We start from the raw sequence: 15,744 nt of genomic DNA, 5'->3' as shown, positions 1-15,744 counted from the left end.
GCCCGAAGGGTCATCAGTACGCCTCCGGACACCGGCCGTTCATGATCAACCGGGCGTCGGATCAGCCCAGCTTCCACTGCTGGTTGCGGCCTCCGCTGCAGCTCCACAGCTGGACGGGCGTGCCGTCGGCGGTGCCCAGGCCCGCCACGTCCAGGCAGAGCCCCGACTGCACGCCGGTGACGGTGCCGTTCGCGTTCAGCTGCCACTGCTGGTTCACCTGGCCGTTGCAGGACCAGACGATCGCCTTGGTGCCGTTGGCGGTGCCCCTGGCCTCGGCGTCCAGGCAGAGCGTGCTTCCGCCCACCGTCACGGTCAGCTGGTTCGAGGCCGTACGGGTCCAGGTCCGGTCGGCGCCGCCGTTGCAGGAGTTGATCTGCTGCTGGGCGCCCGCCGTCGCGTTGCCGGTCGCGGTGAGGCACTTGCCCGCGTCCACCGCGCGCAGCGCGCCGGTCGCGCCGCCGCCGGAGGAGCCCCCGTCCAGGCCCATGAAGTGGATGGCCGTGGCGGCCATCGCCGTTCCCTGGACGGGCAGTTCGTGCCCGGCCCCGGCGATGCTGTACGCCTCGACCTGGGTGGTGCCGGCGCTGTTGTCGTACCGCGTGCGGTTCCAGTTGGCCGCCGGGGTGTCCGAGGCCGAGGGGGTCTGGCTCACGCCGAGGACGTTGGTCCACTCCTTGATCTCTTCGCCGAGGTCGTTGTGGCTCAGGATCGTGTCGGCCGTCCCGTGCCACAGCTGCACGCGCGGACGCGGGCCGTTGTAGCCGGGGTAGCCCGTGTTGCGGACCAGGTTGCCCCACTGCTGCGGGCTCATGGAGAGCCTGCCCTGGGCGCAGTCCCCGTTCCAGCCTCGGACGGAGCCGGTGTAGAAGCAGTGGTAGGGCACGCCCATGAACGCCGCGCCCGCCTTGAACACGTCGGGGTAGTCGGCGAGCATGACGTTGGTCATCATGCCGCCGGATGACTCGCCGGTGACGTACACCGCGTTGGCGTTACCGCCGTAGTGCTGCTCGGTGTAGGTGATCATCGACCTGAGCCCGACCGGGTCGCTGCCGCCGTTGCGGGTGAGCGCCTGGTCGGAGGAGACGTCCCAGCAGCTGCCGTTCGGGTTCGTCGAGGGGTAGATGACGAGGAACCCGTACCGGTCGGCCAGCGCGGCGAAGTCCGTGCTGGAGTACAGGTAGGGCCCGGACCCCTGGCAGCCGTGCAGGGCCAGCAGGATCGGCGGGTTGGCCTTCGCGCTGCCCGGCACGTACAGGTGCATCAGCAGACCGGTCGGGTTGGTGCCGAAGTTCGTGATCTGCGTCAGCGAGGCGGCGAGCCGCGGGGTGGTGGCCTGCGCGGCTTCGCCCTTCTGCGGGGTGCCGGCCTGCGGGGTGCCGGCCTGCGGGGCTTCGCCCTTCTGCGGGGTGCCGGCCTGCGGGGTGGCCGTGGCCCCGGGCGCGGCCTGGAGACTCAGGCCGAGCGCGAGGCCGAGCGCGGCCAGGACGCCCAGGAGGCGGGCGGGTAACGAGCGGGATCGGACCATGGGTGGGGGAACCTCTCCGTCTGGATTCCAGGGGTGCGAGGAACGTTCCGGCGGGGCGCGGCGGCGGATCAGGTGCTACTGAACTCCGCGTGCAGGCGCCGGGTGTGGTCCAGGGTTCGGACCGGACCGTCCAGTCGGACGGTGGCGGTGAGCCGGACGTCGGTGCTGGAGGCGGCGACTCGCAGCTCCAGCTCGCCCGGCTCGACGATGCGTCGGCCGTCGCGTCCGGTGAAGGACGCGAGGTCGGCGGGGACGCGCACCCGGATCCGGGCCCGCTCCCCCGCGTCGAGGGTGATCCGCCGGTAGCCGATCAGCCGCTGGACGGGCTGGACGACGGAGGCGACGGGGTCGTGCAGGTAGAGCTGGACGGTCTCGCTGCCGCCGCGCGCACCGGAGTTGCGCAGGGTGAAGGCGAGGCCGAGCTCGCCGTCGGTCGGGGCCGCGGCCCGCTCCACCTCCAGGTCGGTCCAGTCGAAGGTGGTGTAGCCGAGGCCGTGGCCGAAGCCGAACGCGGGGGTCGGGTCGGTGCTGGACACCTCGCTGCGTCCGGCCAGGCGGGCGGCGAGGTAGGTGGAGGGCTGCACGGCGGGCCGGGCCGGAATGCCGACCGGCAGGCGGCCCGAGGGGTTGGTCCGGCCGCTGAGCACGGCGGCGATCGCCTCGGTGCCGGCCTCGCCGGGGAAGAAGGTCTGCACCAGGGCCGCCGCCTCGGTCGCGCCGCGGCCCAGCGCGTAGGGGCGGCCGGCGAGCAGCACCGGCACCACGGGTCTGCCGGTGTCCAGCAGCGCGTCCAGCAACTGCTGCTGCACTCCGGGCAGTTGGAGGGTCTCGACGTCGCAGCCCTCGCCGCTGGTGCCGCGCCCGAACAGGCCCGCCCGGTCCCCGAGGGCGAGGATCACCACATCGGCCCGCCGGGCCGTCTCGAGGGCCTCCGCGAAGCCGGAGGTGTCGGGCCCGTCGACGCTCGCCCCGGCCGCCGTCAGGATCTCGCTGCCCGGGAACTCGGCCGCCAACGCCTGGGACAGGGTGGGCAGTTCGATGCCGAGCGGCACCTCGGGGTGCAGGCTGCCGACGTGCACCGGGAAGGCGTAGCAGCCGAGCACCGAGGTCGGGGTGTCGGCGTTGGGGCCGATCAGCGCGATCCGGAGGGGGTCGCGCAGCGGGAGGGTGCCGTCGTTGCGCAGCAGCACCACGGCCCGCTCGGCGATCTCCCGGGCCAGCGCGCGGTTCTCCGGGCGGTCCAGGTCGACCGAGCCGCGCAGCGCCTGCGGGTCGTCGAGCGGACGGCCCGCGAGCACCGCCGGGACGGCGTCCCATTCCCGGTCCAGCAGCCCGAGTTGGGCCTTCTGCACCAGCACCCGGCGCAGCGCCCGGTCGACCAGGGCCTCGGGGACCGTCCCGTCCTCGACGGCGCGCAGCAGCGGCTCCCCGAAGGTCTTGACGGTGGGCAGTTCCACGTCCACGCCCGCGGCCAGGGCGAGGGCGGCGGCCTCGGCCCAGTCCCCGGCGACGCCGTGCAGCAGCTTGAGGAAGGCGATGCCGAAGTAGTCGGCGACCACCGTGCCCTCGAAGCCCCAGGTGTCGCGCAGCAGTCCGGTCAGCAGGGCCTCGTCGGCGGCCGAGGGCACGCCGTCGGTGTCGGTGTAGGCGTGCATGACGGAGCGGGGGCGGCCTTCGCGCACCGCCATCTCGAAGGGCGGCAGGATCACGTCGGCCCGCTCCCGGATGCCCATGCCCACGGGGGCGAGGTTGCGCCCGGCGCGCGAGGCCGAGTATCCGGCGAAGTGCTTGAGCGTGGCGACGATGCCCGCCGCCTCCAGGCCCCGCACATAGGCGGTGGCCACCGTGCCGACCAGGTACGGGTCTTCGCCGATGGTCTCCTCGACCCGGCCCCAGCGGGCGTCGCGGACGACGTCGAGGACGGGGGCGAGGCCCTGGTGGACGCCGACCGCGCGCATGTCGCGGCCGATGGCCTCGGCCATCCGCCGGATCAGGTCCGGGTCGAAGGTGGCGCCCCAGGACAGCGGCACCGGGTAGGCGGTGGCGCCCCAGGCGGCGAAGCCGGCCAGGCACTCCTCGTGGGCGAGGGCCGGGATGCCGAAGCGGTTCGCGGCGGCGATGCGCTGCTGGCTTCGGGCCAGTGAGAGCGCTCCCAGGGCCGGGTCGACGGGCGCCGTGCCGAAGGGGCGGGTCAACTGGCCCAGCCCGGAGGGGAGAAGCTCGTCGAGGGCGGGCGGTTCCTCCATGTCGTGCTGGTGCGGGGCGACGTCGCCGCCCTCGTCGGAGGCGCCGACCCAGACGCCGACGAGCTGGGCCAGCTTCTCCGGGAGCGTCATCTCGGCGATCAGGGCGTCCGCGCGTTCCTCGGAGCTGAGCTCGCGGTCGTGCCAGCGGGTGGTGGAGGCGGCGGTCGAGGCGGCCAGGTTCATGGTGCCGGTCACTTTCCTCCGACGCCCATGATGCCTTGGACCAAGGCACGCCGGGCGAACAGGTAGACGACGAAGACGGGGAGCGTCGAGAGCACGACGGCGCTCAGCAGGCCGGGCACGTCCACGCCGTGCTCGGTCTGGAACTCGTACAGGCCCAGGGTGATGACCTTGGTGCCCTCGGACTGGGTGAGGATCAGGGGGAACAGGAAGCCGTTCCACGCCTGGAGCGCGGCGAAGACCACGACGGAGGAGAGGCCGCCCCTGGACAGGGGCACCACCAGCTGCCAGAAGACCCGCCAGGGGGTGGCGCCGTCCATGGCCATGGCCTCGTAGAGCTCGCCGGTGATGTCCCGCATCGCTCCGGTGAGGACCAGGGTGCACACCGGCAGGCAGAACGCCGCGGTGGGCAGGATGACGCCGAGCAGGTTGTCGTAGAGGCCCGCCTTGCCGATGACGTAGAACATCGGCACGATCACGGCCTGCGCCGGGATCGCCAGCCCCAGCAGGAAGATCCTGAACACCGTGGTGATGGTCCTGCCCCGGGCCCGGACGATCGCGTAGGCGAGCGGGGGCACCACGAGCAGCACGATCGCGACCACGCTCACGGTGACGAGGAGCGTGTTGAGGAAGTCCTCGCCGAAGCCGTTGGAGAAGTCGTCCAGGTAGTTCTGCAGGGTCAGGTGCGCGGGGAAGGTGAGCGGCCCCTGCTCGGCGTAGTCGGAGCGGGTCCGGAAGGTCGCGATCAGCAGGACGTACAGCGGGAAGCCGACCAGCGCCAGCCAGATCAGCGAGCCCAGCCCGGCCAGGTAGTTGGGGCGCCGTCGCATCAAAGCCCCTCCGTGGTTCCGCGCATCCGGTCGTAGCCGGACAGGCGCACGACGGCGAGCGAGATCAGGGTGGCGACCACCACGAGGACCAGGGCGATGGTCGAGGCCGCGCCGAAGTCGAAGCTCTTGAAGGCCTGTTGGTACATGTAGTAGGCGCTGTTCGTGGTGTCGGTGCCGGGGCCGCCCTGGGTGAGGATGAGGACGGTGTCGAAGGTGGTGAGTCCGCCCACCACCATCAGGATCACCGAGGTGATCACGGTGTTGCGCAGCTGGGGCAGGGTGATGTGGAGGAACTGGCGCACCTTGCCCGCGCCGTCGATCGCCGCGGCCTGGTAGAGCACCTGCGGGATCGCCCGGGCGCCGCCCTGGTAGAGCAGGGCGTGCATGGGCGTCCACTGCCACATGCCGACGAAGGTGAGCACCGCGACGGCGCCCGTCTGACTGCCCATCAGATTGCCGTCGCCGAACAGCCATTCGAGCTGCGAGGGCACACCGAAGTTGGGGTCGAGGATGGCGCGCCAGACCACCGAGATGGCGGTCGCGGACAGCAGCAGCGGGACGAAGAAAATCGCGGACAGCACGGCCCGGTTGCGCTGGCGGCCGGCCGCCCAGACGCCCAGCAGGATGCTGACCGGGGTCTGCACGAGGACGCCCGCCGCGGTCAGCACCAGGGTCAGGCCGACGCTCTGCGTCATCACCGGGTCGTGCAGCAGGGTGGTCCAGTTGGCCAGGCCGTTGAAGCTCGGGGCGTCGACGCCGTTCCAGCTGGTGAAGGAGAGCACCACCACCAGGGCCAGCGGCAGGAGCGCGAAGAGCAGGAAGAACACGGTCGCGGGCAGCGCCCAGGCGAGACCCGGGCGGGTCACCCCGGCACCGGTCCGGCGGGGCCGCGCCCGCAGGCGGCGGCCGTACCCGGACACTACGGAGGGAGCACTCATGGCGGTCCGTCTCAGGAGGCGGGAAGGGCCTGCATGGCCTTGATGAAGCCGTCCACGTCGAGCTTGCCGTCGAAGAACTGCTGGACGGCGGCGCCGATCGACGCGTTGGCGGCCGGCGGGTACGCCTGGTCCCAGGACAGCTGGAACGACGGGGCGGCCTTGACCAGGTCGTACTGGTACTTCGAGTAGTCGGGGTTGTCCGCGGTGGCGAGGAACGGCTCGGTGTTGGTGGTGGTCGGCAGGTTGCCGATCCCCAGCTGCGCCTTCACGAACTCGTCGGAGTACATGAGCTTCAGGAAGGCGGCGGCCTCGACGGGGTGCTTGGTCTTCTTCAGCACCGAGTAGAAGTTGTTGGTGTTGCCGACCAGGGCGGCAGGGTCTCCCTTGCCGCCGGGGACGGAGGGGAAGGCGGTGTACCCGAGGTTGTTCTTGGTGAAGTCGGGGCTGGCGTCGCGCTGGGTGGCGTACTCCCAGGAGCCCATCAGCTCCAGGCCCGCCTTGCCCTTGGCCAGCAGGGCCGGTGAGCCGCCGTCGGTGAACTTCACCGAGTCGAAGTTCGAGCCGAACGCCCCGGCGTCGACCAGCTGCCGGAGCATGCCCAGCGCCTTCTTCGCGTCCTCGCTCTCCCAGGCGCTCTTGTCGCCGGACAGGGCCTTCTGGAACAGCTCGGGGCCGGCGACGCGGTCGAAGACGTACTCGTACCACATCAGGGTCGGCCACTTGTCGCCGCCGCCGAGGGCGATCGGGGTGATGCCCTTGGCCTTGAGCGCCCGGACGACGGCGAGCAGGTCGTCCCAGGTCTTGGGGGCGCTGAGTCCGGCGTCGGCCAGCACCTTCTTGTTGCTGAACAGCAGCACGGGCTGGGTGCCGCGCATCGGGATCCCGTACGCCTTGCCGTCGACCACCGCGGTGTTGAACACCGAGGGCAGGAAGCTGCTCTTGAGCTTCGGCTCCTCGGCGATCATGCCGTCCAGCGGGAGCAGCAGGTCCGCCTTGACGTAGGGCCGGATGCTGCCGCCGCCCCAGTTGAAGAAGACGTCCGGCGCGTGGTCGGTGTTGATGACGGTGTTGAGCTTGGCCTGGTAGTCCGCGCCGGGGACGGTGTCCAGGACGGCCTTGACCTTCGAGGTCTTGTTGAAGGTGTCGACCAGCTGCTTCTCGACCTTGTTGCTGGCGTCGCCGTAGACCAGGACGTGGATCGTGCCGGAGTCCCCGCCCGCGGAGGAGGACCCGCCGCTGCTGCAGGCGGTCGTCCCGACCATGACGGCAGCGAGGCCGAGCGCGGCGGCGAAAGCGTTTCTCCTCATCGGAGCTCCCCTAAAGTTTCGATCCGATTCTCGAAATAACCGCATGGCCCGGGACGCTAGGTTGCGGACATGTTTCGGGTCAACCCCTCGGATCGGGGGTTACTGAAGCGTGATGCGCCAACTGGCCCGCGCCGCCCGTGCCCTATGCTGCCCCCATGGAAAAGGGCGATGAACTGGGACGGGTGACCCTCGCGGACATCGCGCGCGAGGCCGAGGTCTCCGTTTCGACGGTTTCGAAGGTCCTCAACGGCCGTACCGACGTGGCGGCCGCCACCCGCCTGCGGGTCGAGCAGGTCCTGAGCGACCACGACTACCAGCGCACCGCGCGCGGCGGCGGCGAGGCGCCCCTCGTCGAGATCGTCTTCCACGAGCTCGACAGCCTCTGGGCGATGGAACTCCTGCGCGGCGTGGAGTCCGTGGCGAACGAGCACGGGGCGGCGGTCGTGGTCAGCCACAGCGGCTCGCGCCACGCCCCGGGGCCGGAGTGGATCGAGGCGGTGCTGCGTCGGCGCCCCCTCGGCGTCGTCCTGGTCTTCTCCAGCCTGCCGCCCGAGTTCAAGGCCCAACTGCGCGCCCGCTCCATCCCGTTCGTCATCGTCGACCCGGCCGGCAACCCCGACCCGGACGTCCCCTCGGTGGGCTCGGCCAACTGGGCCGGCGGCCTCGCCGCCACCCGGCACCTGATCGAGCTCGGCCACCGGCGCATCGCCATCGTCACCGGCCCCGAGGACACCCTCTGCTCGCTGGCCCGCCTGGACGGCTACCGCTCGGCGATGACCATGGCCGGCCTGGCGGTCGACCCCGCGCTGACCGCCTTCGGCGACTTCCACGCCGAGGGCGGATTCGCCCAGGCCGGACGGCTGTTGGAGCTCCCCGACCCGCCCACCGCGATCTTCGCCGGCAGCGACCTCCAGGCCCTCGGGGTGATGGAGGCGGCCCGGGTCCGGGGCCTGCGCGTGCCCGAGGACCTGTCCGTGGTCGGCTACGACGACCTGGACATCGCGCAGTGGACCAGCCCCGCGCTGACCACGGTCCGCCAGCCCCTGCGCGAGATGGCCGAACAGGCGACCCGTCTGATCCTCGCCCTGCGCAGCGAGGAGGCCCCGGCGGCGCCCACCCGGCTGGAACTGTCGACCACCCTGGTGGTGCGCTCCAGCGCCGTGGCGCCCGGGCGGGCCTGACCGGAGAAACCTTCAGCGAAACTATCGCCCTTTCTGTCGAAAGCGTTGACATCTTGTCGACGCCAGGTCAACACTGTCGCCGTCGACAAGTCCGAGCGGCCATGGTTCCCGGCCGCACGCGCCACCCACCCGCGGGCGCTGCCTCGTCGACGACAAGCCGGTTCCGCGCACCGCTGCTCCACGCCGTCCAGCCGCCCCCACCACCCTCGCGGCCGGCGGCGGCGCAGCGCCGCGCGCCCACCCATCGGCAGATCGGACCGATTCCGTGAAAATCCCCCACCCCAAGAGCCGCAGCCTCACCCGCCGCCCCGGACGGTCGGCGGGCAGGGCACGCATCCTCGCGGTGGCCGCCGCGGCCGTCGTCCTGGTCACGCCGGGCACCGCCGAGGCCGCGACCGTCACCACCAACCAGACCGGCACCGACGGCGGATACTTCTACTCCTTCTGGACGGAGGGCTCCGGCGCGGTCTCGATGAACCTGAACGGCGGCGGCAACTACGGCACCTCCTGGAACAACGCCGGCAACTTCGTCGCCGGCAAGGGCTGGAGCACCGGATCGCGCAACCCGGTGAGCTACTCGGGCTCGTGGAGCACCAACGGCAACTCCTACCTCTCGCTCTACGGCTGGACCACCAACCCGCTCGTCGAGTACTACGTCGTCGAGAACTACGGCTCCTACAAGCCCACCGGCGCGTACAAGGGCACCGTCACCACGGACGGCGACACCTACGACCTCTACGAGACGACGCGCTACAACGCCCCCTCCATCGAGGGCATCAGGACCTTCAACCAGTACTGGAGCGTCCGCCGGGCCAAGCGCACCGGCGGAACCATCACCGTCGGGAACCACTTCGACGCGTGGGCCAGGTCCGGCATGAGGCTCGGCACCATGAACTACGAGATCCTCGCCACCGAGGGCTACCGGAGCAGCGGCAGCTCGAACATCACGATCGGCTCCGCCCGGGCCACGCTCGCGGACGGCTGACGACCCACCCCCACGCCGGGCGTCGACACGGCGCACCCCGGCCTGAATTGTTAGCGCTAACGGACGGTGCCGGGAGTCAGGTCCCGGCACAGCGTCTCTCATCCGCGCACCGGCTCCCCCGGCCGGTGCGCGGGCTCCCCCACCCAAGGAGAACGATCCGTCATGTCATCGCTCACCAGGAAGCCCCGCCCCCGCAAAGCCCTGACGGCCGCCGCCGTCGCGCTCGCCGCCTCGGTCACCGCCGTCACCGCCCTCGGCACGATCCCGGCCCAGGCCGCCGGGAGCACGCTGGGCACGGCGGCGGCCGACAGCGGCCGCTACTTCGGGACCGCCGTGGCCTCGGGCCGCCTCGGCGACCCGACGTACGCCGGCATCCTCGACCGGGAGTTCAACATGATCACCCCGGAGAACGAGATGAAGTGGGACACCATCGAGCCCTCCCGGGGCAACTTCAACTTCGGCCCGGCCGACGCGATCGTCGGCCACGCCTCCTCGCACGGCCAGCGCATGCGCGGCCACACCCTGGTCTGGCACTCCCAACTGCCCGGCTGGGTGAGCTCCATCGGCGACGCGAACACGCTGCGCGGCGTGATGAACAACCACATCACCAACGAGATGAACCACTACAAGGGCAAGATCTACGCCTGGGACGTCGTCAACGAGGCGTTCTCCGACGACGGCAGCGGCCGCCACCGCCCCTCCGTCTTCCAGAACACCCTCGGCGACGGCTTCATCGAGGAGGCGTTCCGCACCGCCCGGGGCGTCGACCCCTCGGCCAAGCTCTGCTACAACGACTACAACATCGAGAACTGGAACGACGCCAAGACCCAGGGCGTCTACCGCATGGTCAAGGACTTCAAGTCCCGTGGCGTGCCCATCGACTGCGTCGGCTTCCAGAGCCACTTCGGCGCCGGCGGCCCTCCGTCCAGCTTCCAGACCACGCTCTCCAGCTTCGCCGCGCTCGGCGTCGACGTCCAGCTCACCGAGCTCGACATCGCCCAGGCGCCGGCCACCGCGTACGCCGACACCGTCCGGGCCTGCCTGTCCGTCGCCCGCTGCACGGGCATAACGGTGTGGGGCATCCGCGACAGCGACTCCTGGCGCAGCGGCGAGAACCCGCTCCTGTTCGACGGCAACGGCAACAAGAAGGCCGCCTACGGCGCGGTCCTCGGCGCCCTGGGCGGCGGCGGCACCACCCCGCCGCCCGGCGGGGGCATCGTCTCCGGCACCGTGTACTCGCTCACCGACGTGGCCGCCGGGCGCGTCCTCGACGAGCCCGCCGGGCAGAACGGCAACGGCACCCAGATCCAGGTGTGGGACGCCAACGGCACCGCCGCCAACCAGCAGTGGCGGGCCGACCGCAACGGCGACGGCTCCTACACGCTCACCAACACCGCCAGCGGCCGGGTCCTCGACGAGCCGGGCGGCCAGACGGGCAACGGGACGAAGCTGCAGGTCTGGGACGGCAACGGCGGGGCCAACCAGCACTGGCGCGCCGACCGCAACGGCGACGGCTCGTACACGCTGATCAACCTCGCCAGCGGCCGGGCGCTCGAACTCCCCGGCGGCCAAACCGGCAACGGCACAGCCGTCCAGATCTGGGACTCCACCGGCAGCGCCAACCAGCACTGGACCTTCCAATGAGCTGAGCCGCAGGACTCGTCTTGGGCGCGCGCTCGCAGCGGGCGCGCGCCCTCGCCTGTGAGCGCTCACATTCTACGTGACCCCACCCGTTCACGAAGGAGTTCCGATGTACCGACGAAGTTCCCGCCGCAGGCCCCTGCCCGCGGTCCTCACCGCCGTGCTCGCCGCCGTGGCGGCCCTGGCGGCGATGCTCGTCGCGGCCCCCGCCCACGCCGACACCAGCGGCGCCCTGCGCGGTACGGGCTCCGGCCGCTGTCTCGACGTGTCGAACGCCAGCCAGGCGGACGGCGCGGCCCTGCAGATCTACGACTGCTCGGGCGGCTCCAACCAGCAGTGGACCTCGACCAGCGACAACAAGCTGACCGTCTACGGCAACAAGTGCCTGGACGTGCCGGGCCACGCCACCTCGAACGGTACCCGCGTACAGATCTGGAGCTGCACCGGCGGCGCGAACCAGCAGTGGCGGGTGAACTCCGACGGCACGATCGTCGGCGTCGAGTCCGGGCTGTGCCTGGACGTCACGGCCAACGGCACGGCCAACGGCACCGCCGTGGAGATCTGGACCTGCCACGGCGGCAACAACCAGAAGTGGACGGGCCTGTCGTCCGGGCCGACCACCCCGCCGGGCACCTGCGCCCTGCCCTCGACGTACCGCTGGTCCTCCTCCGGCGCCCTGGCGCAGCCCGCCAACGGCTGGACCTCGCTCAAGGACTTCACCACCGCCACCTACAACGGCAAGCACCTGGTCTACGCGTCGAACGTGAACGGCTCCTCGTACGGCTCGATGGCGTTCGCCCCGTTCACCAACTGGTCGGACATGGCCTCGGCCCCCCAGACCGGGATGAACGAGAGGGCCGTGGCGCCCACGCTGTTCTACTTCGCGCCCAAGAACATCTGGGTGCTGTCCTACCAGTGGGGCGCGTGGCCGTTCATCTACCGCACCTCCAGCGACCCGACCAACCCCAACGGCTGGTCCGCGCCGCAGCCGCTGTTCACCGGCAGCATCCCGAACTCCGGCACCGGCCCGATCGACCAGACCCTGATCGGCGACGACCAGAACATGTACCTGTTCTTCGCCGGTGACAACGGCAGCATCTACCGGGCGAGCATGCCCATCGGCAACTTCCCCGGCAGCTTCGGCTCCTCCTACACCACCGTGATGAGCGACTCCACGGTCAACCTGTTCGAGGCCCCGCAGGTCTACAAGGTCCAGGGCCGCAACCAGTACCTCATGATCGTCGAGGCCCGCGGCGCCACGGAGCAGCGCTACTTCCGCTCCTTCACCGCCAGCAGCCTCAACGGCTCCTGGACCCCGCAGGCCGCCAGCGAGAGCAACCCCTTCGCGGGCAAGGCCAACAGCGGGGCCGGCTGGACCAACGACATCAGCCACGGTGACCTGGTCCGCGACAACCCCGACCAGACCATGACCATCGACCCCTGCCACCTCCAGCTGCTCTACCAGGGCAAGAACCCCAACGCCACCGGCCCCTACGACCAGCTGCCCTGGCGCCCGGGCCTCCTCACTCTCCAGCGCTGACCCTCCACCGCGCTCCTGCTCGCACTCCTGCCGCCGGAGACGACTACTCGTGTAGTGGCACTACTGACGTAGTGCCACTACACGAGTAGTGCCGTTTCTACCGCCGTCAGGGTTACCGGCCCAGGATCGCCGGGTCCTCGGCGAGTTCGTCGAGGAGGGCGTCCAGCTTCGCCCGGTCGACGGAGGGCATCACGAACACGTGCACGTAGGTGCGGCGGGTGGTCTCGTCGCCCGGGACCATCACCACGTCCTGGGAGGACAGCGACCACTTGGCCACCAGCTCCGGGCTCGGCTTGCGGAACCGGACGGTGACGGCGCCCGGGGTGCGGGCGGGCCAGAGCTCGACGCCGAGCTCGCCCTCCATCTCCGTCAGGCGCCGCTCCAGGTAGGCGGCGAGCTCCTGGGCCTCGCGGATGCGGTGGACCTGGTCGCGGTAGGAGTGGCGGGAGAGGTGGTCCCAGAGGATCAGCGGGGAGAACCCGTTGCGGGAGCCGGCGAAGGTGGTGTCGGGGGCGCCGATGTAGTCGGGCTGGGAGGGCGGGGAGATCTGGTACTTGACCTTGGTCATGTAGATGCCGCACGGCCAGGGCGCGCCCGCCCACTTGTGGCCGCTCATCGCGATCGAGGAGACCATGTCCACCTCGCCGTGCTCGGCGGTCGGCAGCCGCAGGCCGAAGTCGAACTCGGGCGGCGCGACCTCCGGCGTCCAGCCGTACGCCTGCGGGTCCTCGGAGGCCAGCCGCAGGAACGGCGCGTACCCGGCGCCGAGCGCCCCGTCCACGTGGATCCAGAAGCCGCGGCGCACGTCGACCAGCGGGCGGCCGGTCTGCGAGCAGCGGCCGTAGACGACCTCGCGCTCGACCAGGCCGTGCCGCTCGAAGATCGGCAGCAGCCGCTCGCAGACCGCGCGGACGTCGTCGTGGGCGCCCTTGAAGGTGCTGCCGAGGTTGAGGTTGACGAAGACCGGGTGGCCCTTGGCGGCGAAGAACTCGACCAGCACGGCGAGGGCGTCGACGTCGATCTCGCCGGTGCCGTCCCAGGAGAGACCGGACGGGCCGGGGCGGGAGGGCACCTCGGTGGGCCAGGCGCGCAGGCCCGTGACCGGGTCGGTCAGGGGGCTCTCGTCGGGGTACAGCTCCTGGCCGACGGCGTGGAAGGTCTCCACGCCCAGGACGGCGACGGCCTTGGCGAAGGAGTAGTGGGTGTCCTCGGAGTAGAAGGCGACGGGGTGGTGCGCGTGGGGGTTGTGCCGGTCCGGGTCGGCCTTGACGTAGCGCACGGCGTCGAAGGGCGCGGCGGGCGGCTTGATCAGCGCCTTGCCGCTGAGGTAGTCGCGGGCGTTCCACAGGGCGTACATGTTGCCCTCGGTGGAACCCATGGACAGCATGTAGCCCCAGTAGGACTCCGGGTCCGCCGGGTCGTGGGGGCGCTCGGCGTGCCAGAGGCGGGCGTAGTAGTCGAGGACGGCCCGCTCGACGACCTTGGTGTTGGGCTTGTAGCCGCCGGCCTGGAACGGGTCGCCGAGGTTGTTGATGTTGTTCGGCAGGAACCGCGCGAGGTCGAGCGCGGTGCCCTGCATGTCCTGGGTGGCCTGGTAGCCGACCAGGTGCCTGCGCTTGCGGGTCAGGTACTCGTCCACGGCGTCGAGCGCGTGCAGCCGGCGGTCGTCGTCCAGGCCGCCCTCGGGGAGGGCGAAGTCGCCGCCGTCCAGTTCCGGGCCGGGGTCGACGGCGGTCGCGGCGAACGGGGAGGCGGTCGGGCTCATGGACGGGACGCTCCGGAGGACGGCGGTGGGGGAACGCCCGTAAGAATGGAACTTTCGAGTGCTGTACGGAAGACCGTCCGAAGAACATTCGGCCTGAGCTCGATCAGGTTTGCGAATCTGCGGAACGGGCTGGGATCCTGGCGGGCATGCCGAACAATCCACAGGCCCGCCGGGCACCGGTCGACTCACCGCTCGACGAGGTGGACCGGGCGATCGTCCGCACCCTGGCCGACAACGCCCGCCTGCCCAACAACGCCCTCGCGGCCGCCGTCGGCATCGCCCCGTCCACCTGCCTGGCCCGGGTACGGGCGCTCCAGGAGCGCGGCATCATCCGCGGCTTCCGCGCCGAGCTGGACCCGGCCGCGATCGGGCTGCCGCTCCAGGCGATGATCTCCGTCCGCCTGCGCGCCCACACCCGGGAGCAGAACGAGAGCTTCCGCAGCACCGCCCCCGACCTGCCCGGCGTCCTCGCCGTCTTCCACATGGCCGGCTCGGACGACTACCTGCTGCACGTCGGCGTCGCCGGCCCCGAGGCGCTGCGCGACTTCGTCGTCGACCACCTCACCACCCACCCGGCGGTGGCCCAGACCCGCACCAACCTGATCTTCGAGCAGATACCGGGCCGCCGCTACCTCGCCCCGGGGCGCTGACCCGCCCCGGACAGGCGGCGCCGTCGCGGGGGTTCGGCCGGGCGGCCTTCGCCGCGGGTGGGCCGGCCCGCGCGGGTGGGGCGGCCCAGGACGACCCCGGCCAGGACGAGGGCCAACCCGCACAGCTGCTGGAGCGTCAGCGTCTCCCCGGCCAGCACCGTCCCGAGCAGCACACCCGTGACGGGGTTGAGCAGTCCGACCAGGCCGACGGTGCCCGCGGGCAGGTGGCGCAGCCCGGTGAACCAGGCGACGAAGGCCAGGGCGGTCGCGACCAGGGAGACGTAGCCGAAGGCGAGGAGAGCAGGCGCGGGGAGCGCGGGCGGCGGGCCCTCCACGAGCGCGGCGACCGGCAGCAGGAACAGCCCTCCGGCGGTGAGCTGCCAGGCGGTGGAGGCGAGCACGTCGGTGCCGTCGGCGTTCCAGCGCTTGGTGAGGATGTGGCCGAAGGAGGAGACGAGCATGGCGGCGGCCGCGGCGAGGACCCCCGGGACGCTCACCTCCCCCGCCCCGGTGAGCAGCATCAGGCAGACCCCGCCGAGCCCGATCCCGGCGCCGGCCAGGTGCGCGCGGCCGGGCCGCTCGGAGACCAGGGGCCAGGCGATCAGCATCATCGCCAGCGGGGAGACGGCCATGACGGTGGAGGCGATGCTCGTGGACAACAGCTGGGAGGCGGCGTAGACGAGCACGAAGAAGACGCCGACGTTGAGCAGCCCGAGCACGGCGGAGCGCCGCCACCACACCCCGCGCGGCCGCCGCCGGCACAGGGCCAGCAGGACGAGACCGGCGGGCAGGGCGCGCAGGGCGGCGCCGTAGAGGGGGGTGTCGGGCGGCAGGAACCGGTGGGTGACGTAGTAGTTGGCGCCCCAGGCGATCGGGGCGAGGGCGGTGAGGGCCAGCCATCCCTTATTGCCTTCCATGGAAGACAATATAGCTTCTCGGGAAGCTATATTGATAGA

At 71.3% G+C, this 15,744-nt stretch carries 12 protein-coding genes; 5 read left to right on the top strand and 7 right to left on the bottom strand.

The window, feature by feature from the left end:
• Positions 1–61: 61 nt before the first annotated feature.
• From ACIBCA_RS18915 to ACIBCA_RS18895, 5 genes are all read right to left on the bottom strand, one after another.
• Positions 62–1,525 (bottom strand): PHB depolymerase family esterase, encoded by a 1,464-nt coding sequence (locus ACIBCA_RS18915; protein WP_396284039.1) that lies wholly within the window; start codon positions 1,523–1,525, stop codon positions 62–64.
• Between the two features lie 68 nt (positions 1,526–1,593).
• Positions 1,594–3,954 (bottom strand): glycoside hydrolase family 3 N-terminal domain-containing protein, encoded by a 2,361-nt coding sequence (locus ACIBCA_RS18910; RefSeq protein ID WP_396284148.1) that lies wholly within the window; start codon positions 3,952–3,954, stop codon positions 1,594–1,596.
• A gap of 8 nt (positions 3,955–3,962) precedes the next feature.
• Positions 3,963–4,781, bottom strand: coding sequence for a carbohydrate ABC transporter permease (locus tag ACIBCA_RS18905; RefSeq protein ID WP_396284038.1), 819 nt, complete (start codon positions 4,779–4,781; stop codon positions 3,963–3,965).
• A complete protein-coding gene (locus ACIBCA_RS18900) occupies positions 4,781–5,719 on the bottom strand; it encodes a carbohydrate ABC transporter permease (protein ID WP_396284037.1) in 939 nt (312 codons plus the stop codon). Before ACIBCA_RS18900 ends, ACIBCA_RS18905 begins: the two co-directional genes overlap by 1 nt.
• Positions 5,720–5,730: 11 nt before the next feature.
• Positions 5,731–7,026, bottom strand: coding sequence for an ABC transporter substrate-binding protein (locus tag ACIBCA_RS18895; protein ID WP_396284036.1), 1,296 nt, complete (start codon positions 7,024–7,026; stop codon positions 5,731–5,733).
• A gap of 155 nt (positions 7,027–7,181) precedes the next feature.
• Here ACIBCA_RS18895 and ACIBCA_RS18890 point away from each other — a divergent pair, with 155 nt between their 5' ends.
• The 4 genes from ACIBCA_RS18890 to ACIBCA_RS18875 all read left to right on the top strand — a co-directional run bounded on the left by ACIBCA_RS18890 (position 7,182) and on the right by ACIBCA_RS18875 (position 12,373).
• Positions 7,182–8,207 (top strand): LacI family DNA-binding transcriptional regulator, encoded by a 1,026-nt coding sequence (locus tag ACIBCA_RS18890; protein WP_396284035.1) that lies wholly within the window; start codon positions 7,182–7,184, stop codon positions 8,205–8,207.
• Positions 8,208–8,472: 265 nt separating this feature from the next.
• Positions 8,473–9,192, top strand: a complete 720-nt coding sequence (locus ACIBCA_RS18885; RefSeq protein WP_396284034.1) for a glycoside hydrolase family 11 protein — start codon at positions 8,473–8,475, stop codon at positions 9,190–9,192.
• Between the two features lie 162 nt (positions 9,193–9,354).
• The gene (locus ACIBCA_RS18880) at positions 9,355–10,836 is read left to right on the top strand and encodes an endo-1,4-beta-xylanase (protein ID WP_396284033.1); all 1,482 of its coding nucleotides are present in this window, start codon (positions 9,355–9,357) and stop codon (positions 10,834–10,836) included.
• A gap of 106 nt (positions 10,837–10,942) precedes the next feature.
• Complete coding sequence (locus tag ACIBCA_RS18875; RefSeq protein ID WP_396284032.1) at positions 10,943–12,373, top strand: non-reducing end alpha-L-arabinofuranosidase family hydrolase; 1,431 nt, start codon at positions 10,943–10,945, stop codon at positions 12,371–12,373.
• Between the two features lie 112 nt (positions 12,374–12,485).
• Here ACIBCA_RS18875 and ACIBCA_RS18870 read toward each other — a convergent pair whose 3' ends face one another.
• A complete protein-coding gene (locus ACIBCA_RS18870; protein ID WP_396284031.1) occupies positions 12,486–14,138 on the bottom strand; it encodes a histidine decarboxylase in 1,653 nt (550 codons plus the stop codon).
• Between the two features lie 146 nt (positions 14,139–14,284).
• On the opposite strand from ACIBCA_RS18870, the gene ACIBCA_RS18865 reads away from it, so the two are divergent.
• A complete protein-coding gene (locus tag ACIBCA_RS18865) occupies positions 14,285–14,788 on the top strand; it encodes an Lrp/AsnC family transcriptional regulator (protein ID WP_396284030.1) in 504 nt (167 codons plus the stop codon).
• On the opposite strand, the gene ACIBCA_RS18860 is transcribed toward ACIBCA_RS18865, so the two are convergent.
• The gene (locus tag ACIBCA_RS18860; RefSeq protein WP_396284029.1) at positions 14,767–15,705 is read right to left on the bottom strand and encodes an EamA family transporter; all 939 of its coding nucleotides are present in this window, start codon (positions 15,703–15,705) and stop codon (positions 14,767–14,769) included. The two genes, ACIBCA_RS18865 and ACIBCA_RS18860, sit on opposite strands and share 22 nt — an antisense overlap.
• Between the last annotated feature and the right edge of the window lie 39 nt (positions 15,706–15,744).

The organism is Kitasatospora sp. NPDC051170, from assembly GCF_044455705.1.
Taxonomy (GTDB): Bacteria; Actinomycetota; Actinomycetes; order Streptomycetales; family Streptomycetaceae; genus Kitasatospora.
The sequence above is the reverse complement of the archived record's forward strand: the minus strand, read 5'-3'. Positions and strand labels throughout refer to the sequence as shown.